This is a genomic window from Butyrivibrio sp., assembly GCF_017940685.1.
In the GTDB taxonomy this organism is placed as follows: Bacteria; Bacillota; Clostridia; order Lachnospirales; family Lachnospiraceae; genus Butyrivibrio.
This window is the reverse complement of the sequence record NZ_JAGAYD010000281.1, coordinates 41,639-65,526: the sequence shown is the minus strand read 5'-3', so window position 1 is coordinate 65,526 and position 23,888 is coordinate 41,639. Positions and strand designations below refer to the sequence as shown.

18 protein-coding genes are annotated in these 23,888 nt (G+C 42.6%); all 18 read right to left on the bottom strand.

Features of this window, described 5'->3' with window-relative positions; translation table 11 throughout:
- A partial coding sequence (locus tag J6I68_RS17265) for an ATP-dependent Clp protease ATP-binding subunit (protein WP_292222124.1) occupies window positions 1-2,232 on the bottom strand: 2,232 nt, incomplete at its 3' end.
- A gap of 53 nt (window positions 2,233-2,285) precedes the next feature.
- Window positions 2,286-2,657, bottom strand: coding sequence for a GntR family transcriptional regulator (locus J6I68_RS17260; protein WP_292222122.1), 372 nt, complete (start codon window positions 2,655-2,657; stop codon window positions 2,286-2,288).
- Between the two features lie 207 nt (window positions 2,658-2,864).
- Complete coding sequence (locus tag J6I68_RS17255) at window positions 2,865-3,065, bottom strand: hypothetical protein (protein ID WP_292222121.1); 201 nt, start codon at window positions 3,063-3,065, stop codon at window positions 2,865-2,867.
- A 32-nt stretch (window positions 3,066-3,097) separates the two neighbouring features.
- Entirely contained in the window at window positions 3,098-4,792 is a 1,695-nt protein-coding gene (locus tag J6I68_RS17250) for a PP2C family protein-serine/threonine phosphatase (RefSeq protein WP_292222119.1), read from the bottom strand.
- Window positions 4,793-4,848: 56 nt separating this feature from the next.
- Window positions 4,849-5,004, bottom strand: a complete 156-nt coding sequence (locus J6I68_RS17245) for a hypothetical protein (RefSeq protein ID WP_292222118.1) — start codon at window positions 5,002-5,004, stop codon at window positions 4,849-4,851.
- A 60-nt stretch (window positions 5,005-5,064) separates the two neighbouring features.
- On the bottom strand, window positions 5,065-5,250 hold the full coding sequence (locus J6I68_RS17240; RefSeq protein WP_292222117.1) for a hypothetical protein: 186 nt from the start codon (window positions 5,248-5,250) through the stop codon (window positions 5,065-5,067).
- Window positions 5,251-5,457: 207 nt separating this feature from the next.
- Window positions 5,458-6,936: an SH3 domain-containing protein gene (locus tag J6I68_RS17235; protein WP_292222116.1), complete on the bottom strand. Its 1,479-nt coding sequence runs from the start codon at window positions 6,934-6,936 to the stop codon at window positions 5,458-5,460.
- 3 nt (window positions 6,937-6,939) lie between these two features.
- Window positions 6,940-8,217, bottom strand: a complete 1,278-nt coding sequence (gene purD / locus J6I68_RS17230) for a phosphoribosylamine--glycine ligase (protein ID WP_292222115.1) — start codon at window positions 8,215-8,217, stop codon at window positions 6,940-6,942.
- A gap of 29 nt (window positions 8,218-8,246) precedes the next feature.
- A complete protein-coding gene (gene purN, locus J6I68_RS17225) occupies window positions 8,247-8,897 on the bottom strand; it encodes a phosphoribosylglycinamide formyltransferase (RefSeq protein WP_292222114.1) in 651 nt (216 codons plus the stop codon).
- Window positions 8,898-9,024: 127 nt separating this feature from the next.
- Window positions 9,025-10,050 carry a phosphoribosylformylglycinamidine cyclo-ligase gene (purM, locus tag J6I68_RS17220; protein ID WP_292222126.1) on the bottom strand — a complete coding sequence of 342 codons (1,026 nt, stop codon included), beginning with the start codon at window positions 10,048-10,050 and terminating at the stop codon, window positions 9,025-9,027.
- A gap of 52 nt (window positions 10,051-10,102) precedes the next feature.
- Window positions 10,103-10,606 carry a 5-(carboxyamino)imidazole ribonucleotide mutase gene (purE, locus tag J6I68_RS17215; protein WP_292222112.1) on the bottom strand — a complete coding sequence of 168 codons (504 nt, stop codon included), beginning with the start codon at window positions 10,604-10,606 and terminating at the stop codon, window positions 10,103-10,105.
- 105 nt (window positions 10,607-10,711) lie between these two features.
- The gene (locus J6I68_RS17210) at window positions 10,712-12,817 is read right to left on the bottom strand and encodes an aminopeptidase (RefSeq protein ID WP_292222110.1); all 2,106 of its coding nucleotides are present in this window, start codon (window positions 12,815-12,817) and stop codon (window positions 10,712-10,714) included.
- 2 nt (window positions 12,818-12,819) lie between these two features.
- Complete coding sequence (locus tag J6I68_RS17205; RefSeq protein ID WP_292222108.1) at window positions 12,820-13,116, bottom strand: DUF6142 family protein; 297 nt, start codon at window positions 13,114-13,116, stop codon at window positions 12,820-12,822.
- A gap of 52 nt (window positions 13,117-13,168) precedes the next feature.
- Window positions 13,169-13,321 carry a hypothetical protein gene (locus J6I68_RS17200; RefSeq protein WP_292222107.1) on the bottom strand — a complete coding sequence of 51 codons (153 nt, stop codon included), beginning with the start codon at window positions 13,319-13,321 and terminating at the stop codon, window positions 13,169-13,171.
- A 21-nt stretch (window positions 13,322-13,342) separates the two neighbouring features.
- A complete protein-coding gene (pyrE, locus tag J6I68_RS17195; protein ID WP_292222106.1) occupies window positions 13,343-14,023 on the bottom strand; it encodes an orotate phosphoribosyltransferase in 681 nt (226 codons plus the stop codon).
- Between the two features lie 81 nt (window positions 14,024-14,104).
- Entirely contained in the window at window positions 14,105-18,307 is a 4,203-nt protein-coding gene (locus tag J6I68_RS17190) for a hypothetical protein (RefSeq protein ID WP_292222104.1), read from the bottom strand.
- Window positions 18,308-18,320: 13 nt separating this feature from the next.
- Window positions 18,321-19,193 (bottom strand): hypothetical protein, encoded by an 873-nt coding sequence (locus J6I68_RS17185; protein ID WP_292222102.1) that lies wholly within the window; start codon window positions 19,191-19,193, stop codon window positions 18,321-18,323.
- Window positions 19,193-23,854 (bottom strand): hypothetical protein, encoded by a 4,662-nt coding sequence (locus J6I68_RS17180; protein ID WP_292222100.1) that lies wholly within the window; start codon window positions 23,852-23,854, stop codon window positions 19,193-19,195. Before J6I68_RS17180 ends, J6I68_RS17185 begins: the two co-directional genes overlap by 1 nt.
- Window positions 23,855-23,888 lie beyond the last annotated feature (34 nt).

The window sequence follows — 23,888 nt, the reverse complement described above, 5'->3', positions numbered from 1 at the left end:
CTTGCATCTCTTTGAGAGGTTCTGAGAAAGAAGTGTCACAATATCCATCATCTCTTTTTCATTGAGAGTATGGAATACCATGATCTCGTCAATTCGGTTGATGAACTCAGGCTTGAAGAGCTTTTTAACCTCGTCCATAACGCCACTCTTCATATCCTCATAGTCACGCTTTGCATCAGCCCCTGCACCAAATCCCAGTTTTTTAGGATCAACGATCCTCTGTGCACCTACGTTACTTGTCATAATGAGGATAGTATTCTTAAAGCTTACCTTCCTGCCCTTTGCATCTGTTATGTGTCCGTCATCAAGGACCTGAAGGAGCACGTTAAAGATGTCAGGATGTGCCTTTTCAATCTCATCAAACAAGATAACAGAATATGGATGGCGTCTTACCTTCTCTGAGAGCTGTCCACCTTCATCATATCCCACATATCCTGGAGGTGATCCGATCATCTTGGATACCGAATGACCTTCCATATACTCGGACATGTCGACTCTTATAAGAGCATTTTCATCTCCAAACATAGCTTCTGCCAGGGCCTTACTTAGCTCAGTCTTACCTACACCAGTAGGTCCCAGGAAAAGAAATGATCCTATAGGTCTGTTTGGATCCTGAAGACCTACTCTTCCTCTCCTGATGGCCTTGGAAACAGCCTTGACCGCATCCTCCTGGCCAATGACTCTCTTGTGGAGCACGGACTCAAGCTTAAGGAGCTTTTCTGACTCCTTCTCTGCTATCTTCTTAACTGGGATCCTGGTCCACTCAGCCACAACCTCTGCTATGTCGTTTTCATCTACTATATAGCCTGATGACTTCTGTTTTCTGGCCTCAGCATTCTTAACTCTTGATAGCTTTGCCATAAGCGCGGTCTGCTCTTTATTAAGAAGACCAGCTTCATTGAAGTTGGAGTTCTTAAGGGCATCCTCTATCTGCTTATCAAGATCTGCCACCAGCTTTTCCATCTCTTTTACCTTGGGTGAAACGCCCATGGTGCGGAGCCTTACGGCAGAAGCCGCCTCATCGATAAGATCGATGGCCTTGTCCGGAAGATTTCTGTCATTGATATATCTCTCTGAAAGGTCAACTGCAGCCTTGATTGCCTCTGGAGTTACAGTAACCTTGTGGTGTTCCTCGTACTTACTTACGATTCCCTTAAGGATATCTGTAGCCTCTTCCTTGGTTGGCTCATCCACATTAACTGGCTGGAAACGTCTCTCAAGGGCAGCGTCTTTTTCCACATACTTGCGGTACTCGCTGATGGTTGTTGCTCCGATCATCTGGATCTCGCCGCGGGCAAGAGATGGCTTTAAGATGTTGGATGCATCAATAGCGCCCTCTGCGCCACCAGCGCCAATAAGGGTGTGCATCTCATCAACAAACAAAATGATATTGCCATCATCAGCAACTTCCTTGATGACCTTCTTGATTCTCTCCTCAAATTCACCTCTGTACTTGGAACCAGCGATCATTCCTGAAAGATCCAGTGTCATAAGGCGCTTGTTCTGAACTGTAAGAGGAACATCTCCAGAAGCTATCCTCTGGGCTAGGCCCTCTACTACAGCGGTCTTGCCGACACCTGGCTCACCAATAAGACATGGATTGTTCTTGGTCCTTCTTGAAAGGATCTGAATAACCCTCTTTATCTCCCGCTCTCTTCCAATGACCGGATCAAGCTTGCCTTCCTGAGCAAGAGCTGTCATATCCCTGCTGTACTGTGCAAGAATTGAAGGCTTCTTGCCTGTTTTTCCAGGTGCAGCGCTCTTTTTCCCCAGGTCCTCTTTAACAAGATTAGGGTCCTCTCCCATGGCCGCCAGAGTCTCAGCGTAGATCTTCTGGGCAGGCACATTCATGGTGCTGATGAGCCTAACTGCAACGTTTTCTCCCTCTTTGATAAGCGCAAGCAAAATATGCTCTGTTCCTGTCTTGTCAGCATGGAACCTCTCAGCAATCTTGTGAGCTTCCTCAAGGACCTTCTCAGCCCTTGGTGAAAAGCCGTCCCTATCAAGGGTCCTTACGTTGCTGTCTGGAACGATAAGATCCCTTATCATCTCCATCATGCGGTTCTCATCGATACCGTTATCGATAAGGATCCTTGATGCAACGCATCCGTCCTCTAAGATAAGACCCATAAGTATGTGCTCAGTACCTACGTAGTTGAGCTTTAAGGTTCTTGCTGTCTTCTTGGCAAGCTTAAGAGCTTCGTTTGCCATAACCGTAAACTTAGAATCCATTTTTACTCCTCTTCTTTCTGTCAAAAGAAATATCTATGCCTGTAAACTGTTCGCTATCCCTCATAGTGGTCATAAATCTGATCCACCAGCGTGTGAATATCATCTCTTCCAATGCCCTTGCACATGGCTCTTGCAAGAACCACTGCAAGTTCGCTCTTAGCCTCATTAAGGGCTCTAAGCTTGTCAATGTCTATCGCTATGATAGCGCCCCTTCTCCTGTCGATCTTAACAAAGCCATCCTGCTGCAAAATAGAATAGGCTTTATTGACAGTGTGCATATTGATGCCAATGGTCTCTGCCAGTTGTCTTACACTTGGAAGCTGTTCTCCCTCCCTGAACTGTGAGGTGGCTATCCCAAGTATGATCTGATTGCACAGCTGCACATAAATAGCTTCATCACTGTTAAAATCTATTTCAATGATCATATGCACCTCCTTGATCCAAAGTTTGTGATATATTTAGTATAACATATGATACAGTTTTTTCAAATCCAGGCGGACAAGCCACGGGGACGGTTCTGTTGCTATGCCACGGGGACCGTCCCCATGGCTTCCAGCCAAAAGAACCGTCCCCGTGGCTTATGTCATGAAAAAAGAGCGGCTAGTAGGCCGCTCTCTTTGTTTGAAACCGATTTACATTGGATTTTTGGTGTTTTTGATATTCTTGGACTGCACTCCATTCTTAGTATTCTTGGACATGGATACTCTTCCGGCTCTGTCTCTGTCAGCAGCTCTGGTCTGCTGGTTTCTCCAGTCAGCTACTCCGCCAGATACGTTTTCAAGATCATTCTCGTTAAGAGCATTTTCATTTAAATTCTTTTTGTTTTCTGCCATATTTGTTATCCTCCTTGATAAGCATCCTGTGCTTATTGTTTCACTTCAAAGTAGAGCATTGTAAGATCGTCAAACTGCGGCGCACCTTCTATGAATTCATTTACAGATTCTGTCATGGCATCTAAAGTTCCCTTGCCGTCCTTGTCAGCATTATCATTCAGGCACTTAAGCATCCTCTCTGTATCATAGAGAGCATCATCACCTCTTGTAGCTTCTGGAACGCCGTCAGTGTAAACAAATAACTTGTCGCCCTTTTCAAGGGTGATCTCATCTTCTGAAAAATCGATATCTTCCATGATTCCCATGGGGATATCATGTTCAGTATCATATAGTTCGTAGCAATTCTTGGATGCCCTGTAGATTGCCGGATACTCGTGACCTGCGTTGGAGAACCGCAGCTTCTTTTCAGAGATACAGTAAATCCCTAGCCATACAGTAACAAACAAAGATTCCTCGTTGTTCTTGCACATCTGATAATTGACTCTTTGCATTATCTCAGGAATATTCTTTACAGTGCGGGCAATATTCCTTATCGCAGTAATTGCTACTACCATGAAAAGAGATGCCGGAACGCCTTTACCTGACACGTCGCCTACTACAAGACAAAGATGATCATCATCAATTAAAAAGAAATCGTACAGATCTCCACCAACTTCCTTGGCAGGATCCATGGATGCATAAACTTCAAACTCGTTTCTGCCTGGAAATGCCGGGAACTTCTTGGGGAGCATACCCGCCTGGATCTTGGTGGCAACCCCAAGCTCTGCTTCCACCTTTTCCTTTTCGGCAGCCATTTCCCTGATCCTGCGCATTGTGTCATTCATATCCTTTTCCATGTCGGAAAGGCTTTCCCACAATGTTTCGATCTCATCCCCGGTACTTAAGCCAAGTTCGCTGAAGTACTCTTTTACCTGTTCTTCTTCCTCAACTGCCTTATCTCTCTTTGTGTAATCCTGGGCCGTTTTAGCCAGCTTATTGACCGGCTCGATGACTTTCTTTTCAAGAGATCTTGATATCAGCATCACCATGATAAGAATAAGAACTATAAGATTCAGGAAATAGATAACAAGACTTCTCTCCATTCTTCCAACGAAGTCAGTGATATTTATATCGCCGGAAGCATATCCAAGAAGATCACCGTTGCTGTCACGGACCTCCACGTAGTTTGTAGCTATCCAGCCATTGAGATCACCGCGATCAAAAAACATCTTGATATCTGAATCAACTATTTCCCTTATCTGATCGGGAGTGTCTATATCTGTAATCTCTTGCGACAGCCATTGTCCCGGATAGTAAGCTCCGCTTAGTTCATAGCCATCGATCACGAAAACTACAGCCTCTTTTTCTTCATCCATCATAAGAAGGCTGACGCTGTCAAGCCCAGTCTGTTCCTTGCACTTTACCAGAACTTCTCTTGCTTTCCAGAAATCATCATCAATGTACTTTTCAAGAAGTGCTTTGTAGTCCTCCGAAAAAGGATCTCCCTTTATTTCATCCGGAGTATTCTCATACACATCTCTGACTTCTGCGTATATCTTCTCAAGATAATCAACGTCAATAAGAGATACTGCAAACTTAAGATCAGATGCAGATTCTCTCTTGTAACTTTGCATGGTATCCATGCAGTTTAATGTGAAGTTAACCCCATTAACAGCCAGAAACAAAAGGATTGACACAGCAAGTATGGTCAAAAAGACCTTTTGTTTCAGTGACCTTTTTCTGGGCATATGTAGGTCCCCCGTTGTAAGTAAGAATGTATAGGCTTAAATAAAAACTATTAACATTATTTCTTAGGTCTTGTCAGTCCAGCTTTAATTTCACCAAAGCCTCCGGCTACTTTATCAAGATCTTCATCAGACAGTGTTTTTTCTGTATTCAGATCAAGAAACTTTTCATTCCTATTCTTTTTTTCGTTTTCATTTTTTTTAAATAATTCCATAGTCATTATACCTCGCACAAAGAATTATTATCTACAATCAAATCCTCCGCGCCCTTTGGATCAGTCACTAGGATCCGGTCTTGTAAGTCCTGCCCTTTCTGAAGATGTTTGTACAGATTTTGTTTTAAACAAAGAACCTAAAAAACTATATATGCTGGAAAAATTGAAACCTGCAGTTACCTCATTAAGCTCATCCTCTGAAAGAGCCTGCTCATTTAATAAAGTATTATCCTTCTTATCTCCCATGATCGTTACCTCCTCGGAATTCATATATCTGTATCTGATTATTTATACGAACTTCTGACACTAATGGCAAAACTTTTTCTTGTAAAAAGTATATCATAGGCAAAAGGGCTTGTACCGCGCCCTTTATTAAGACTTTCTGAATTTTTATAAAAAAGACAACGCCTTTTCGAAAAATTTTCGGATAAAAAGCGTTGTCTATAAATTCAATTATTTATCATCATCAAGATCAAGGAATTCGAACTCAAAATCATCCTCATCCCCGATGAAGTTCTTGGCTCTGCGCTTTGGAGTTTCCTTGACAGGAGCCTCAGCATCAGCATCGCGATAGCTTCTTCTGCCATCAGCATCGCCCTCAGGTCTTCTTGGTCTTACTGGTCTGTCCTCATCATCCCTTCTTACAGGTCTTGATGGTCTTGCCTGGCGCTGTTCATCATCAGAAGCGCTTACTGGTCTTCTTGGTCTAACAGGCCTATCCTCAGCATCCTCATCTCTTCTTGGCTGTCTGGTTGCCCTTGCGGCCCTTGGATCCTCATCACGGTTTGGTCTTACAGTTCTTTCATCAGAAGGTCTTACGCGTCTCTGAGGACGCTCATCCTCTTCTTCATCGTCGTCAGGTCTTGCCCTTCTTCTCTGCTGAGCATAGCGGTCATATTCCTGCTCATCCTCTTCATCTTCATAGTACAGAGAATCCCTGAGCTTAAGAGCCATTATTATAAGTCCGATAACCAGTGCTGCTATAACTACAGCAAGGATTATAAGGATTGTCTTGTAGTTGTTGTTAGTCTTAACAAGCTTGTTGACCTCATCACTTGACTTAGCTGCGTCAATAAGTTCATTGACCTTAACTCTGTAGCCTTCTATGTTGTCATAGAGATACCAGATAGGTTCTCCGCTCTCATCATCTGTAAGATAAACCAGTGAGTAGTGGCCGTCACCAGCTTCACTTGTTACTGCAGGGTCATTATTTTCCTCTTCTGAAGCTTCGCTCTCTTCTGGAGTCTCAGTAGCTTCACCTTCTCCTTCTGCTCCCTCAGCGCCCTCGCCGCCTTCTGTAGTTTCCTCAGGGGCTGCTTCACTTACCTGTAAAAGGTCGCTTCTTACATATCCTGTCTTGTTGCTGCTACCAAATGTAACCTGATACCAGGTCTTATTGTCTGTTCCAGTGGCTTCACCAGTAATTGTAACTGTATCACCCTTAGTAACTTTACCGACTGAATTGTACTTGGTGCCTGCACCCTCACGAACATTGACGCTCTCTTCTGTAATGGTAGCGCTCTTAGCATCAACAGCTGTTGCAGTAGTTGCTGGAAGCTGCTCTGCTGCAGCTGCATTAGACTGAGATTCATTAGATGTTGTTGATGAAGATGATGAAGAAGATCCACCTGCCTTGGAAACAAGATCACTTCTTACATATCCATACTCGCTCTTATTTACACGGATCTTGTACCATACATATCCTGAAGCATCTGTAGCCTCATCCACAATTTCAATTGTATTGCCTTTTTTGAGGCTTGATACCTGAGCGGAAGTTGTGCTGGCAGATTCACGTACCTTTACATTATCCTGACTGACAGTACCAGTAGTCTCAGTATAAGCATAAGCTGAGAGGCCTGCTGATACGAAAACGGCTGCTGAAACTATAACTGACAGCCCAAGTGACAATACTCTCTTTCTTAGATTTTTCATACCTTACTCCTCCGTTTCATCGATCGCCTTACCAATATCATGGCGCATGTATTTATTATCAAAGTCTACCCACTCTGTAGCCTCATATGCTTTTGCACGGGCCTCTTTCAGAGTGTCACCTTTAGCTGTTATGCCAAGTACTCTGCCACCATTTGTCACTATTCCTTCAGGAGTAGCCTTGGTGCCAGCATGGAAACAATAATAGCCTTCCTTGCCCTTAAAGTTTTCAAGTCCTCTTATGAGCTTGCCCTTCTCATAGCTAAGTGGATATCCATCACTTGCAAGGACAACGCACACTGCAGCCTTATCCTCAAAGTCAAGATCAAGACTACCAAGTGTTCCATCTATGCATGCATTACAAACATCGATTATATCAGTTTTAAGTCTTGGAAGCACCACCTGAGCTTCAGGATCTCCAAATCTTGCATTGTACTCAAGTACCTTAGGGCCATCCTCAGTAAGCATAAGTCCAAAGAAGATAACTCCCTTAAACTCCCTGCCTTCCTTGGCCATAGCCTCAACAGTCTTGCCATAGATATGTTCTCTGCAGAACTTATCTACTTCCTCTGTATAGAAAGGACTTGGTGAAAAATTACCCATTCCGCCAGTGTTAAGTCCTGTATCTCCATCGCCAGCTCTCTTGTGGTCCTGCGCGCTACTCATAAGCTTGTAGGTCTTACCATCAACAAAAGAAAGAACTGAAACTTCACGGCCTGTCATGAACTCTTCAATAACCATGTGGTTACCTGCTGAGCCAAACTTCTTATCTTCCATGATCTCTTTTACACCGGCCTTTGCTTCTTCAAGGTCGTTACAGATAAGAACGCCCTTTCCAAGAGCCAGTCCATCTGCCTTTAAGACAATTGGGAACTTGGCATTTTCAAGATATGAAAGAGCCTTTGCAGGATCATCAAAGGTCTCATAGGCAGCTGTAGGAATACCATACTTTTTCATAAGGTCCTTGGAAAAAGCTTTGCTTCCCTCAAGGATAGCTGCGTTCTTTCTTGGTCCAAATACCCTAAGGCCCTCAGCCTCAAATGCATCAACGATTCCTCCAACCAGTGGATCGTCCATGCCAACGATTGTAAGGTCAATCTTGTTTTCTTTTGCAAAAGCAACAAGTTTATCAAACTCCATTGGAGTTATCGGAACGCACTCAGCAAGCTCCGCAATTCCGCCATTACCCGGCGCACAGTAAATCTTGTCTACCTGCTTACTCCTGGATACGGCTTCAGCAATTGCATGCTCTCTTCCGCCTCCACCAACGATCAAAACTTTCATACCTAGCCTCTTTCCTCTATTATCCCCATTTATAGTTCTGAGAGAACCTTGTCATCATAACCATCAATCACTACATGACCATCTGTAATACTTACCTTGCCGTTAGCAATAAGATCAATAGCCATTGGAAGTATCTTCCACTCAGCCTGCTCCATAATGCGCTGCTGAAGAGTTTTCGCTGTGTCATCATCTCTTATCATTACAGGCTTCTGTAAGATGATAGGACCTGTGTCTGTGCCCTCATCAACAAAATGAACAGTGGCGCCAGAAACCCTTACGCCTCTTTCAAGAGCCTTCTCGTGTACTTTAAGTCCGTAAAATCCCGTTCCGCAAAATGATGGGATAAGAGATGGATGGATATTGATGATCCTTCCCTGAAATCTCTTAACTACGCTCTCTGGAATAACCACAAGACATCCAGCTAAAACGATGAGGTCAGGATCTGCATCCACAAGGGTCTGTAAAAGAGCTTCGTTGAAAGCATCCCTTGTCTCATAGTCCTTGGGTGACTTGCAAACGCTTGGTATTCCAGCCTTTTTAGCTCTCTCAAGAGCGTATGCTCCAGGGTTATTGGAATACACAAGGCAAATCTCTGTATTAGTGATAGTTCCATTATTTATTCCATCTATTATGGCCTGAAGATTGGTTCCGCCTCCAGACACAAGTACAGCTATCTTCATTTTGCTCTGTTCCTTCGCAAACCTGATCGCCTGCTCATTAAAGTTGCCTTTGGCAAAGGAGCAGGCTCACATTCGTATCATTTTCTCACGCCCTCATCAGCATGTGATTCGGGCTGCATATACATCATTACAGTAATTCTACACCCTTTTCGCCGCTAGCTGCCTTTCCAACTACCCATGCCTTGTCGCCTGCTGCCTCGATAGCCTTAAGTGCTGTATCTACGTCTGCAGGATCAACAGCAAGAACCATTCCAAGTCCCATATTGTAGGTGTTGTACATCATCTGTTCCTCAATCTGGCCCTTTTTCTGCATGAGCTTAAAGATTGGTGGGATGTCGTAGCTATTCTTTTCAACAACTGCCTTGATCCCGTCTGGAAGCATCCTTGGGATGTTCTCGTAAAAACCGCCGCCTGTGATATGGCTGCAGCCCTTAACCTTAACCCCTGCATTCTTAAGGGACTTCATCATATGTACATAAATCCTGGTTGGTGTAAGAAGACACTCACCAAGAGTCATTCCAAGTTCATCGTAGTAAGTTTCAAGGCTCTCTTTTGTCATATCAAAGACCTTTCTTACAAGTGAAAAGCCATTTGAATGAACGCCGCTACTTGCAACACCGATAAGAACGTCTCCGTCCTTAATGGTAGAGCCATCGATCATGTCTTTTCTGTCTACAACGCCAACAGTAAATCCTGCTACGTCGTACTCATCCTCAGGCATAAGCCCTGGATGCTCAGCAGTTTCGCCGCCTATAAGTGCACAATCAGACTGCTTGCAGCCTTCAGCAACTCCCTTTACAATGGCAGCTATCTTCTCAGGATAGTTCTTGCCACATGCTATATAATCCAGGAAAAATAAAGGTTCTCCGCCTGCACATGCCACATCATTCACACACATTGCCACAGCATCAATTCCGATGGTGTCGTGCTTATCTAAAAGAAATGCCAGCTTGATCTTGGTTCCTACGCCGTCTGTTCCGGATAAAAGAACCGGGTCCTCCATGTTCTTAATATCCTTCATGGAAAATGCTCCGGAGAAGCCGCCAAGACCTCCAAGTACTTCAGGTCTCATCGTCTCTTTAACATATCCCTTAATAAGTTCAACAGACTTGTAGCCTGCCTCGATATCAACTCCCGCCTTTTTGTAATCCAGTGCCATGTGCTCTCCCTTTCCTTACTACGTTTGTAATGATATGTTTCTATATTTAATTGTAATTTTTATAGCCAACTTCCTGAAGTTTCTTATCCTTGGCCACTACCTGATCCTTAAGTGATGCGCTGTAGTCCTTGAGCTTTTTAAGAAGCTCAGGATCTGATGTTGCCAGGATCTTGGCAGCAAGAAGGCCTGCATTTGCGCCTCCGTTAATAGCCACTGTTGCCACAGGAATACCTGAAGGCATCTGCACTATGCTGTATAAAGAATCTCTTCCTCCAAGGGAAGTTGTGTGCATTGGAATACCGATGACCGGCATTGGGAAAATAGCTGCGCACATACCAGGAAGGTGTGCTGCCATACCAGCTCCTGCTATGATAACCTTAAAGCCTTTATCCTCTGCTGTTTTCGCATATTCAAAGAACTCATCCGGCTCTCTGTGTGCTGAGATGATCCTCATCTCATAGGATATGCCAAGCTGCTCCAAAATATCTGCAGCCTTGCTCATAACTGGCATATCTGAATCGCTTCCCATTACTATTCCAACCTGTGCCATTGTGCCTCCTATAAAAGCCTTGTGCTGATAATTTCAATATTTAGTCGGTCATATCATACCATAATACTAAATATTGTGCTAGATTATTTACAAAAAATTTAACATTTAAAACTCGCCATCAAGTGGCTTGTTAAGTTCCTCTGTTCCAGGAAGAACGAAGCGCCCTTTATCTATGATGACTACGCTGCTTCCATCCTCTCTGACTGCCCTTATTTCTCCAAGTTCATCATAGGGAATTGTGATGTCAGTGTGGCAGCTAAAGTAAGCTTCCTTCGGGTTTTCTTTTCTCTTACAGGAAATCTCATTCTCTCTTGCCACAATAGCCTTGCCATCAGGGTTATAGGTCACATTGTCCTCCTCATAGGAGTAGCAGGTATCGCCAACAGCAAAGTGTGGTCCTGTCTTTTCTGCAATGAGGATCGGAAGCTTTTCTTCTATTCCATACTTCCTTGCAATGACATAAGCCAGTGTGTTGGTTCCTATTGCAAACTCTCCTATAGGCAGCATCTTGTGGTTAAACAGGATGTTATCCTCGATATACTTTTTATTTTCCGCTTCATCTTCAAAATTGCTGCAGGTGTATGTTGTTGTGCAGCCATCTTTGAAGCGGATCTCAAGATTCTTAAAGAAAAGTCCCTCAAGATAAACTCCGGTCACATGAAGAACGCCCTCTGTACCTGTGAGCCTTGGAGATGTGAACACCTCTCCAACAGGGATATTTACATCTGCCACGCAGTTTTCGAAGTTGGTCTCCCTGGACTTATCCTGGAGTTTTCGTAAGCATACCTTCATATCAGTATGATTGTCGCCCATTCCCTTAACCAGCACATATTCAGCTTCATCCAGTGCATCCACAAGTTTCTGCTGAATAGTCTGATATAACTTGTAATCTAAAGTGTTGATCCTTACTATCTCATCAAATATGGTCTTGAAATTATCGCCGATCTCCGGGATTGGGAAAGAGATAATGGTAAAGCTTCTCTCTTTTCCTATAATATATTCATTCTGGATAAGAGAAGCCTGGATCTTGTATTCGCTTACCATCTTCTTTTGAGAAGGGCTAAGATGAACTGCATTTTCCTTGGGCACTGGTGAAAAAGGAGTTTCACCAAACACCTCTATTACTGCAGGGCCTCCAAAGACTCTTGCCTTATCCTTGTACTTTTCTCCTGCTGCCCTTATGGCCTCGAGCCTTCTGTTTATAAGCTGGCTGTCAAGGAACAGACCCTCATCATCCTTGTGATCGTAGTCAAACTGCTTGTTTGGAACTGCGCCAGTGCAGGCATTTCTTGAACCGCTTCCTCCCATATAGAAGGTACTTGTTATTGATCTGTAGATGGTGGCATCAAGGTCAATGGCCTTCAGGTTTTCGATAGCTTTTTTCACAATAAGCTCAAAGCCCAGGTTGTAGATGATGGAGGCAGTCTTCTTGATGTTGATGTCCTTGCCTGTCATCTCAAAGCCGATGCGGTAGCCCTCTGTAAAAGTGGTGGCCATCTTGTCTATCTCATCCTTCGAAAGAGAAGCAAGATGCCTTGCGGTTTCAAGCTCATTATCTGTAATATACTCGCCAAACTTGTAGAGATAACGGACATCTGTAAGGTCGCTGCCAATAATTATGTCCCTGAAAAATGAGTTGCCTGGATCAACAATACTTCCAAATCTTGCCATTCTCTCTTCTTCAGCATAATCGCTGTAGAACCAGTACATGATCTTTTTAATGTCCTCAGCCTTTGGCAAAGCGCCGTTTTTATCTGCATCCGCGAACACTGCGTAGATCTCTAAAAAGAGCTCTATGCGGATTACAAGCTCTTCCTTCTTGCCCTCAAATGCATATCCGATCATGGACCTGAGTTCAAAATAAAGAGCTGAAAGGAGTTGTCCATAATCTTTTGAGAGCTTCTCTACTGCCACATCCGGATTTCCATAGCTCTTCCCATAGTTGTCTGGAAGGATGTCCTCAAAGAGCATCCTGTTTCTCTTTTGAAGCTCATTTAAAGAGTCCTTGTCAGGGCCGCCATCAAGCACCCACTTGTAAGTATCAATGACCATATTGGTAAAGGCTGACACCTTTTTAAAATAGTCATCGAACCTATCATTAGAAAGAGACTCGTCCTGCATGGCTTTTATCCTGTCTGCCGCCAGCTCAAGTCTCTCACTAACTACATCTTCTCCACTTTCAAATTCAAAAATAAGTTCTTCATTATTCATGATCAACTAAGTCCTAACACTAAAATAAATATGATAAATGCAATGGAAAGTGAGTTTAGCACTATTCCAAGGTTTGGGAACAGCTTAAATATGTCCTTCTCCATTCTGGACATAATCCCAAGAACAAGTCCCGCAACAGAAAAAATGGCCGCAACCATAGCTGCTGCGGCGTATCTAAGCTGTGCCTGCCCGCCGTCGTTGTAAGTAAAAACGACAGCGGCTATAAGTGCAGTCACTGATATGCATCCTAAGATGGCGCTCATTACGCCCTTCTCAGGATGTCTGTTGTCAGTAAACATATATCGGTCTCTGACCGGTTCAAACTTTTTGATGCGAATCTTTTTCATAGAATCAGATAATTACGTTCCTTCTGCTGCCAAGAAGCTTGGCTCCGCTGATGATAAGAAGTATCCCTGCTGTAAGTCCAACTACAATAGAGATGACTCCAAATGTTAAGTTTAAAGCACCGGTTCCGCCAAGAACCTTGTATGTACGCTCTTCCATTATTAACCCCTCCAAAATATATTATGCCTTGGCGCCGTACTCAGCGTAGTAAGCGTCAATTGACTTCTTGATGTCTGGAGTTAAAAGAACTTCACCATCAATTGGCCTGTTATAAAGGTATGAAACAACATCGTCCATAGTTACGATCGAATGAGCTGAAAAACCATATCTTTCCTTGATCTCATCAAGGGCGCTCATATCTGAATTCTGGCCCTTTTCCTGTCTGTTCAAAGAAACCATAAGTCCAACGATATCGCAGTCAGCCTGTTCCTGGATGATAGGCACTGTCTCTTCGATTGACTTGCCGGAAGTGGTAACATCCTCGATGATAAGAACTCTGTCTCCGTCACGGAGCTTACTTCCAAGAAGGATTCCCTTGTCGCCGTGGTCCTTTATCTCTTTTCTGTTAGAGCAGTATCTGATCTCTCTTCCGTAGAGCTCGCTTATTGCAACTGAAGTAACTACTGAAAGAGGAATGCCCTTGTATGCAGGTCCAAAAAGCACATCAAACTCAAGACCGAAAGTGTCGTGGATAGCTCTTGCATAGTAGCTTCCAAGCTTTTTAAGCTGAGTACCTGTAACATAGGCTCCCGCATTCATGAAAAATGGGGACTTCCTTCCGCTCTTAAGTGTGAACTCCCCAAACTTAAGGACATTGCTGTCCACCATAAACTCGATAAACTCTTCCTTGTAACGCTCCATACCTTAAAATTCCTCCTCAAAAAAATCTGCAAGGTGTTATAACATGCGGATATTATAACACCTTGCACTTAGTTATACAATTTACTTTGTCTCTTCTTTTTTCAGTTTGAGATCCTTAGGCATGTAGATCTGTTCTGAAACGAAATTTTCCTCAAAATCGAAGTCCCTGGTCTTTCTTTCAAACTCTACTCCGCTTATATGAAGCATGTTTTGAGGTTTTTCAAGGCTGTCCTTTTCAGCCTTTTTAACTTCCTCATCATTCATGTTCATCTTTCCATCCTTGTCGTATAGATCCTTTTTAAGCCCGAATTTATCGCTTAAGTACTTAAGGTTTCCATCTTCAAGGTTCTCAGGATAAACAAGCTCAAACTTGTCTATCTCGATCAGATCGGAAATTTTAACAATAGTGGGCTCTTCAAGCTTTTTACCAGTCTTCAATGAATCCATGGTGATGAGTTCCTTTTTGCTCCTGTCTACTCCTACTACTGACAGATAGTGCCCAGATTTCAAAAGAGATATCGGAGTCTTGGTCCTTTGAAGTTCCCCCTGTATCTTGTCCATGATGTAATCAGTGAGCTTGGTCTTTACCTCTTCTTTCTTTTCATCCAGGACATTTAAATAGAAATTGGTAAATAAAAGGTGATGCTCAGCTGTTTTTGGAAGGGCATTGATGACAGTATCCGCAGTAATGTAAGGATTACCTGTCTTGTCCTTTGCAAGGAAGTTCTGTATATTTTGACCTTCCTGATTAAAGCTCATGGATTCCGGATTCTGATCACTGTGGTCGTCCATATACTTCAAGGCCGTTTCATTAGGTATAAAGTTTTCTTCATTTTTGAACGTGCTCTGAGTAAACTTCTCTCCTTCAATGTTATGTACTTTCATATAGGCATTTACGACATAGGTATGAGATGCAGCCCAGCATCCATGACTTCCCTTCTGATGCTGATCAAATTCATAGATATTGTCCTTGTCGTTGTCCTTAAGATTAAATGTCTTTTCCTGTTCCTCCTGTTTTACCTGAGGCTTATATCCGCTGATACCATCGACATTTTTCTTGAGCTTCGCCTGGCTCTGCTGCTTGTCATAGATTTCCACCATTGCATCTAAAAGAGCTTTTCCCTTGTGGTAAACAGTCTTATCGCAGCCTTGTCCATATACGCCCTTGAAGAAATCATTTCTGATCTCCCACCATTTCTTTAAGTCCTTGACGTCATCCATATTCTTAACTGCATTAAAATGATTTACTAACCACAAGAAATCTTTATTATCCTGCTCCACAGGCAGATTGATATTGTCCAGATCAGCGTTTTTAAGAGCTTTTTTAGGAACGAGCTCATTTATGATATTGTCAACATAGCCGCTTGTACTAAGGTTCTTGTAAGCTTCTTTAAAAATAGATAAAAATGTCTTTTCTTCCTCTGTCTTTGCAGAATCTTTCAGCACCTCATCAAGAGCTTTCTCATCTGTCTTAAAGTTACCAAAATTTTCGCAGAGTATGAACCTTTGTACTTCATTGGAGATCTTTCCAAGGCAGTTATCCTTATAATTAGGCATTCCTCGCATTTTCTGCTCAAAGTATGGAAGAATATCACTGCCATACTTCCTTACATACTTATTCCTCAGTACGTAATCGCGATCCCTTACACGTTCTTCTTCAGTCTTCTCGTCAAAATCATTTGCAAGAACTGTGTTTTTCTTATTCTTTCGTGCCTTTCTCTCCTCCTTGGTATACTCTTTAAACTCATCTTGGATATCGAATTCCTCTTCATGAAGCCCATCTTGCATTTGCTGCTCAGCAGCTTGATGCCTGGAAGAATGAAGTTCTGCCAAAGCTTCATCATTATTAAGAGCTTCATCAAACTCTCCAAAATGTTTGCCGTGCAGATTATCTGCCTGTAATGCAAGAGACTTGATGTAATAAAGTCTTGACTGTTCAGTCTTTAATTTACCCAGCTTACTTTTTTCAGCGGGACTAAGCAGTTCTGAATCAGAACTTCCAGCTTGTACTTCATTTGTAATATATTCCCAACGGTACTTATTGACCATATCGCTTATCATCTTGAACTTGAAGTTTGTGATAAGGTCATTTTTCTTATCTTTTTCCACATCCTGCACTGTTCTGTTATTCTTAAGGAGTACATCCAGCGTAAAGTTGCTTATACCTGGCTTCATCTTCCTCATCTTGTTAGCAGCATAAATAGATTTTTGAAGATTTTTATAATCCCTTATGAAATACTCAAGCTCCTTATCAGTCATCTGATCAAGGTTTTTATTGTTCAGCTTAGCGTACAGTTTATCTGCATTTTGATTGTTGGCTGTGATGTTAGATCTTAGAGCCTGAGTATACTCTTCAACAGTGGTTACTTGGTCAAGTAACTGGCATACTCTGTCATAATCAAGCTCAAGCAGGTTGGTTTTTTGCATAGTAATGTAATTGACCCTTAGCTCAGCACTTCCTCTTTCAAGGAGATTCTTTAGCCTTCCGTCAACCTTGTCTTTGAACTTATCAAGGAGCATGTTCTTAGTGTCCTTAAAAGTCAAGGCACTCTGGGAAAGTTGCCCCATGATCTCTTTTCTTCCAAACATCTCCTCTTTGATAAATTCAACCTGTTCAAATTCATTTACCAAGGCTTCATCAGTCGTATTATTCCTTGTAACTGTAGTAACCTTGCTCTTTACCTTCCTGTTCTCATCAAGAACCTGGCGGCCATTAGCCTTAAGCTGCTCAGCTCCGGCAAGGTAGTTAAGGGCATTGATTATTCCTGCTGCCCTCTCAAGAAGATTTACCTGCTGGATTTTTCTCTTTTGCAGGTACTTTTCAAGCTGAGCCTTGGCCATAGGTCGAGCCTTAAACTCAGCTGCCTTTTGCTGAAAAATGTTCTCTGATTTTGCAAGTTCTTTGTCTATCTGTGCCACAGCAAGGGCAATCTGATCCGCATTATCACACAGATCATCAAAGAGTCCCGTATTTTCTTTGCCTTTAACCTTACTTCTCTTTTGATCCTTAATAGCAGTAACGGCAGTTGCTATCTGATAGTTATCAACAAAGTCCTTATCTGCCTTTGTCTCTTTTGAACTATCATCCATAAGGAGCTTTTTGCACTTCTGATCCCAGTATCTCTCAACATCATCATGCTGCTCCTGTGTTGCGTTTGCTTTTACAGCCCTTAAGAGGCTGGCTGACTGCTTTCCATCAACAGCAATATGAAGATTTTTAGTTTTCCTTCTGTCAACGAGTGATCCATTATCGCGGAATTTCATCTTGTTGTTTTCAAGGCAAAAACGCATATCAGCGTCAATTCTCTGATACAGGGCTTTTGCAAAAAGGATATTGTCATGGGGAGCTTCTTCCTGGTTTTCACTAAGTTCTTTAAAAGCTTTTCCCATCTCATCATCTCTTTCGGTAAAAAGATCTGTGATAGCTTTAAATCTGTCTCGCAGTTCCTTGACTTCATCGAATTTCTGCGCCATTGCCTTCTTATCAAGAAGCTTGTCCTGGATCTGTCTGAAGGAGAAAAGATGATCTGATACCGCCTCCTTTAAAACCTCAACAGGATTTTCCATAGCTCTTTCTATGAAGGCCTTAAATGCTTCCTTCGACGCCTCAGTGATCTGCACATTCTGCCCGGGTCCCTCGGTCTCTAGCGCTACCAGCTGAGGTGCAACAGCAAGAAAATGATTCATATACTGCTTAAAAAGCGGATTTACCTCCTTGCCTTCCATCGCCTCATTTACAAGGGTTTTCTTGGCGTTCTCCTTGGCAGAAAGTTTTGCTGTGCTCTTCATAAGATCAAAGGTTGAAGACGTAGACTTATACTCATGCTTAAGTTCTGCTTCAGGATTCTTCTTCCATAGCTTAGCCTGTTTTTTTGCTATTTCTTCTTCAGAAAGAGTGTCCTCCAGCCGAAGATCATACGCAGAAGACTCTGCCATCTTCCTGCTCCAGGCATCGTAACTGGCATTTACAGACGCTTTTCGCTCTTTTCTGTCCCAATAAGAAAGCTTGGTGTTATTAAGCCTGATTTCCTCTGGTTCAACCTGAATTGGAGGCGCAACAATAAAACCATCAGGCTTTTGTTTCCACTTGCGTTCATACTCGCCGTAAAAATCCTGCTGGCCTCTTGCCTGAGTTCGTATAAAGTGTTCATCAAAAGAAACTTCACCATTAGTAAATCTATCCAGATTAGCCTGGTAGTCTTCATTTCTCTGGTTGACAAAAATGTCCTTCTGTCTGTCTTTTTGAACCGCTAACGTTGCATCTTCTGGTATTACAGGTGGCAATTTGAAAACCTCCTTACAGCTGCATTAAATCCAAAGTAGCACAAACTTCATGGTAGCCCTTAATTCCAAGCGTTCCTTCTATGAGCCTGGTAACATGGCCTTCCTGAAAATAACCTGTAAGAACTACATTGTCGTTTAGCTCTGTCTGAATGACCTTGCACAGCCCGCTCAATAGATATAGCGGAGCCATAAGGGTCTTTGTTCCAACAAAAAAAAGCACCAGATCAAAAGCGTTGGGATCAGGGAAGGTGTTCTTTTCCTCTGTAGCTGGCAGCAGAGTAAGTCTTGGGGATTCTACTACCAGAGCTCCCTTGGGGTCATCGTTTTCCAGATAGGCCATACTGTATGGCAGGATATCGCTTTCAGCAGAAAGATCATAGTTGTAGAATGTCATGTTCTTATCAATGATCTTAAAGAGCTTTTGCTTTTTATCCTCCGGCAAATACTTGAGCCTCATGATATTCTTGGGAGAAAAAGAAGTAGCCCTGCACTTTTTGATATCCTCCGCCCTGAACCTGAAATAAGCCAGGTCAAGTCTGGTTTCCTCAAACCCAAACCGCTTTGAAATGGCGATAAAATTCCTAAATTCCTCAGGTATGTAATTTACGCGCACATGAGTATAGCCCTCATCACGGAGATTGTAGAAAAACTCCATGAGAGCCTGATCCATTGCACCCGTACCACGAAGATAAGGTACGATGTAGAGGTACCTTATCTCCGCAACGGTTATTTTGTCTACATAAATGATACAGCCTGCCGCTTCATCTGATTCGCTTATCCCGAAAAAGTGCATATCCTCAAGAAAAGCTTTTTGCTTGAGGGCCTCCGGAATGAAGGGCTCAAAAGAGCGCATGTTGGCAGGAGATATTTCTTCCAAAAAAGCCATCAGAATAAGTCTCCTTGGTCGTTTTGGTTACGTGACTGAAGTGCTGGCAGATACAGAATTACCATGCATATTGTTGCACTTAAGAGAGCTATGAAGAATAGCCAGATCCTCATGCTGCCCTTGATCCTGAAGAGATCTGTAAGACGAAGTCTTGCCCCATCAAGATACTGGCTGCTCTGACTTTCTGCTTCTGCTCCCACAAGTGTATTGGTCTGTGCATCAGTTTCTGCTGCTGTAAGTATCCTCTCAGGAGTTATTACAACTGTGTAATCTGAAGCGTGAGTAAGAGGGAACTTAGCATATCCTCTGTCATCTACTCTTCCATCGCCTGCTACTTCAAGTTCTTTCTTTGCCTCGTCGTAGTGGTAAAGAGTTGTGTACATGCCCTTGTTAGACTCACCTACAGGCACTGCTATAGTCGCAACAAATCCAAAATCTCCATTATGGTTAATAGAAAACTCCACATGAGGATTGGTTCCAGCTACATCTGCAATGATCTGCTCAGGAATATTCCTGCTGCCCAGTCTTACTCCCATGTCAATGTCACTTCTGGCATCTGGAACCTCTTCGCCCTTGATCTCCCACTCAACATCTTCAGCCATGCGGAGTTTAACCTGCACGTCTCTGTTGTTCATGGAGGTGAAGAGCTCATTGGATACATTTGAAAGACCTGCCATCTCAACTTCAACGACTGCGCCTTTATCTGCTTTATTAACTTCGCTGGCAATCTTGTTCCAGCCACTGGTCTCATTTATTCCAATCTTTACATTGCCAGTTGCTTCAGCAATGTAAGGATTCCTGTTGATCTCTCTGTCCTTGTCACCAAGAGCACTCTGGGAGCTCTTGCTGCTCTTTGAAGACTTAGATGAGCCTGCGCCTGATGATGCTCCAGAGCTACCGCCCTGTTTGCTGCCTGAACCTGATCCGCCACCTGCAATTCCATTAGGTGCAGGAGTAAGGCCATTTGCACCAGCGCTGCTGCCGCCTGATGCACCTGATCCGCTGTTCTTATTGGATGAGGCAGCTTCACCTTTAACTTCCTGGGTCATGACATCACTTATGTTTCCAGCTCTGTCAACAGCTATGAAGTAGAAAAGATATGTCTTTTCAGAATCGAGAGCATCTATTGATGTACTTGCAACAGAAGTTCCGTCCTTCTCTTCTGATGTCTTTACTACCTCACCATTGTCAAACATCCAGTCTTTGCCTGGAGTGTCGTACTTCTTACCTTCTTCTTTTTCTTTAAAGACATACTTAAATCTGTTGATTCCACTAAGCTTATCTGTTCCTGCAAGGCCGATCATGGTCTTGGATGAGTCACTCGATGATGGAGTAACCTTGGCTGTAGTCATCTTAGGAGCTACAGTGTCGTAAAGGATATTGCCAAGGGAGATGATGGTCTCATTGCCCGCCTTATCTACAAGCTTTGCGTAAATGTAATTGTTCTTATCTTTTACAAGTGCCGGCTGTGAGGATGAAGAGTAAGTTCTCCACGCTCCGCTCTTTTCTGAAATAGCAGCCTTTACATCAGATGGTGATGAATAGAAGGTGTCTGATACATAGTAGTGAATGTAATCAATTCCTGACAGAGCATCTGATGCAGAAATAGTTGCCTTCTGTGATCCATTAGTATAGGCCTTAACAGCGTCCTTGGTGGTGAATGAATCGCTGCTGTAACTTGAAAGGTTGATAACACCAGTTGGTGCGGTTTTGTCGATTGATACCACAATATTGAATTTCTTCCAATTTGAAGAAGTAGCTGTAGTTGCATCTTTTGGAATAAAATACAACGGTTCTGAAACAGTCCCACTACCTGACATCACATATTTCGCAGTGTACTTATTTACCAAACTCCTATTAGTTTCTGTAGCTATCTTATATCCATTAGCTGTAATCGTTACATTATCAGAGTACCAGTCTTTTTGCTCGGTTCCATTATATAGAATCTCTATAGTAGGCGACTCAAAGAGATTAATACCAGAGACTTTTTTCAGCGTAACCAATCCGGTGGTTTTGTTCTTAAAGTAAAGATCAAAGTCATCAACCGGTTCCATATTCTTGGAAGCATCATAACTGAGCTGATAGTTCTCGCTAAACGTACCATTCCTTGTCTTTGATACGGTATACCCTTCAGCAGATATCCTTACTGAATCGTAATAGAAAGGCTTTAGTTCTTCATCTCCGTCATAGAGGAGCTTAATTGCTGCTGCAGGTCCTATGTTGAGACCAGTGACATCCTGTTTGACTATTTTTGATGTATCATCATTCATAAAATACAGTGTCAATGAATAGTTAGTACATGGTTCTGAGAAAGGAAACTCAGTATTAAAATGTCCATCCGGAGTATCACAAATTGAGTATCCATCTGCAGTAAATATAACTTCATCATCATAACTACTCTTTTGCGCACTGCCATTTAAAAGAACATTCACCCTGCTTACCGGAAGTGTTTTTGTTGTTGTTCCGGTATAATATGAAGTCCCATCATTGAGACCATCGAATTTATAGGTAAGTACTGAGCCTGTCTCATAAGGAGCTGTAGAAGGTTCAGTAATAGTAACTGAGTAGTTATGATTACGTTGAAGTAATGTACTACCATCATATACATCAAAAGCATCAGCCAAAAGCGGTACTCTGGAAGGATCTAATGACTGATAATCTGGGTACTTTGGCTCAAACTTCATGTATGACCCTGAAACACTTTTTAATACTCTGGTAGTGTAGGTATTGCTACCCTCAAGATCTTTATCCGCACCATTTTCCTTGAAAACAATGTGCAGTTTATACCCATACTCGCCACAATCTGTTGCTGTCGGAGAGGAGTTTATAAATTCTTCTCCGCTTGTTACTTCTTTGAAATAATATGAAAAACTTGTGATCTTATTTAATGGATCATTAATTAAGTTCTGATTGAAAACAGGCAGCTTCGAAGCTAAAGTAACAGCAGATCCGGTATAAGTATTTTCCTCATTAAATTCAGGTTCAGATGTTATAAAGTCGTCAAATACCAAATCTCGGCTAATCTTAACGCTATGAGATTTGTGAACAATCTTCCCTGTCGATTCATATTTACAATAAACATCCAGAGTGGATTCCCCTTTAACGTCATAGGTGAACTGGTCAGAAAAATCCCCATTTGCGGAGTTGCTGACTTTATAACCAGTGGGTGCCTTTACTGTAATTGCCCCATTGCTATCATATGTACCAGTGGATGGTGGAGCAGAATTATTAAATGTGTAGCCAACTTCTCCAAACTTAATAGTCTTGGTTACACCATTACTGGAAGTAAAGTTTTCAGAACCTGGAAATGGTGAAAATGTCAAAACAACATCACTAGTACCAATTTCTGGTGTATTGCCAACCGGTGATGAAAACGAGCATACATAATCTACGTCCATCACCAACGATACACCACTTAAAGTAGTTAATTTAAAAAATGGTGCGCTTTCAGAAAGTGTTACGTATTCTACAGAGTCAGCATTAGGCGTAAATGTCACAGAATTATCAAAATCTGCCGCATCAATCGTAACAGTAAATTTGCCTGTCGCATATCCATTTTTTTCAGATCCATCATCAGGATCGGTATATTTGTAATTGATTGTGTGCTCGTATACATAAGTTTCAGCATTTGTCTGTTTTCTTTCTGGCACTGCTTCCAACGGAATGAAATTTGTATACGTAACTCCCATTCCGGTTAAATCACTACTATCTTTTAATTGACCTATAGTGAACAGCTCTTGTTCCGAACCATCATAAACAAGACCTGTATTCACGCTCGGAGCAGTAGAATAAAATTGAGAATAAGTGTATAGCCCTTCGTAATCAGACTCATCAAGTCCGCCGTTTGCTGTCGCACCTAGTCCCCTAAACATATTCCTTGCACTAAACTTCATTACCTTCTTGGAAGAAGCAATGATCATGTCTGCCTGATTAGCGCCACAGACTGTACAGATACCATTCTCATCAAATGAGCATGGCTCTACCTCTGAATAGTCACAAAGAGCACAGGTCCTGGTATGGTTGCCACGACCATCAGATGTCCAATTGCCAAGGTTATGGGCTTCCGTCTTGGTATCTTCACATTCTGAGCAGACAGCAGTGTGAGTGCCGTCTCCGTTATCAGTGTAGGTATATGTATGGGTATGAGTATCTCCGCCTGTGGTATCTTCCTGCTCTTCCATGTAGCCACAGACAGTGCAGACTCTTGCCATGACTCCGTTGCCATTACTTACCCAGTCAGTAAACTGATGATCCTGAGTTTCAGATTCTCCGGCGTCGTTATATCTAATATGAGTTGTCGCATCGTTTTTCTGCCATTCACCATAGGAACTGCCGTCATCTCCGCTGCCGTCATCTCCATCATCATTATCATCATCGGTATCATTTTGGGGTCCTGGGTTATAGCCACATACTGTGCACTTGCCTTCGCTGTTAAAACTGTGTTCTGCTTCGATCTCTTTTCCGCAGTTAACACAGGTTCCTATGTGAGTGTGCTCATCGTAGCAGTTATAGCTATCTGCGTAGTGGTTTTCACATTCATCTGCGTATGCAAATATGGAACCAATGCCTGTGGCAGTAGAAACAAGGCACAAAACCAGCATTCCAATGAATACTTTCTTTGCGCCTTTCTTTAGATTACTAAACTGTTTTCTCAATTTCATAATATTTCCCCTCATAGCTCTCTTAAAGAACAGT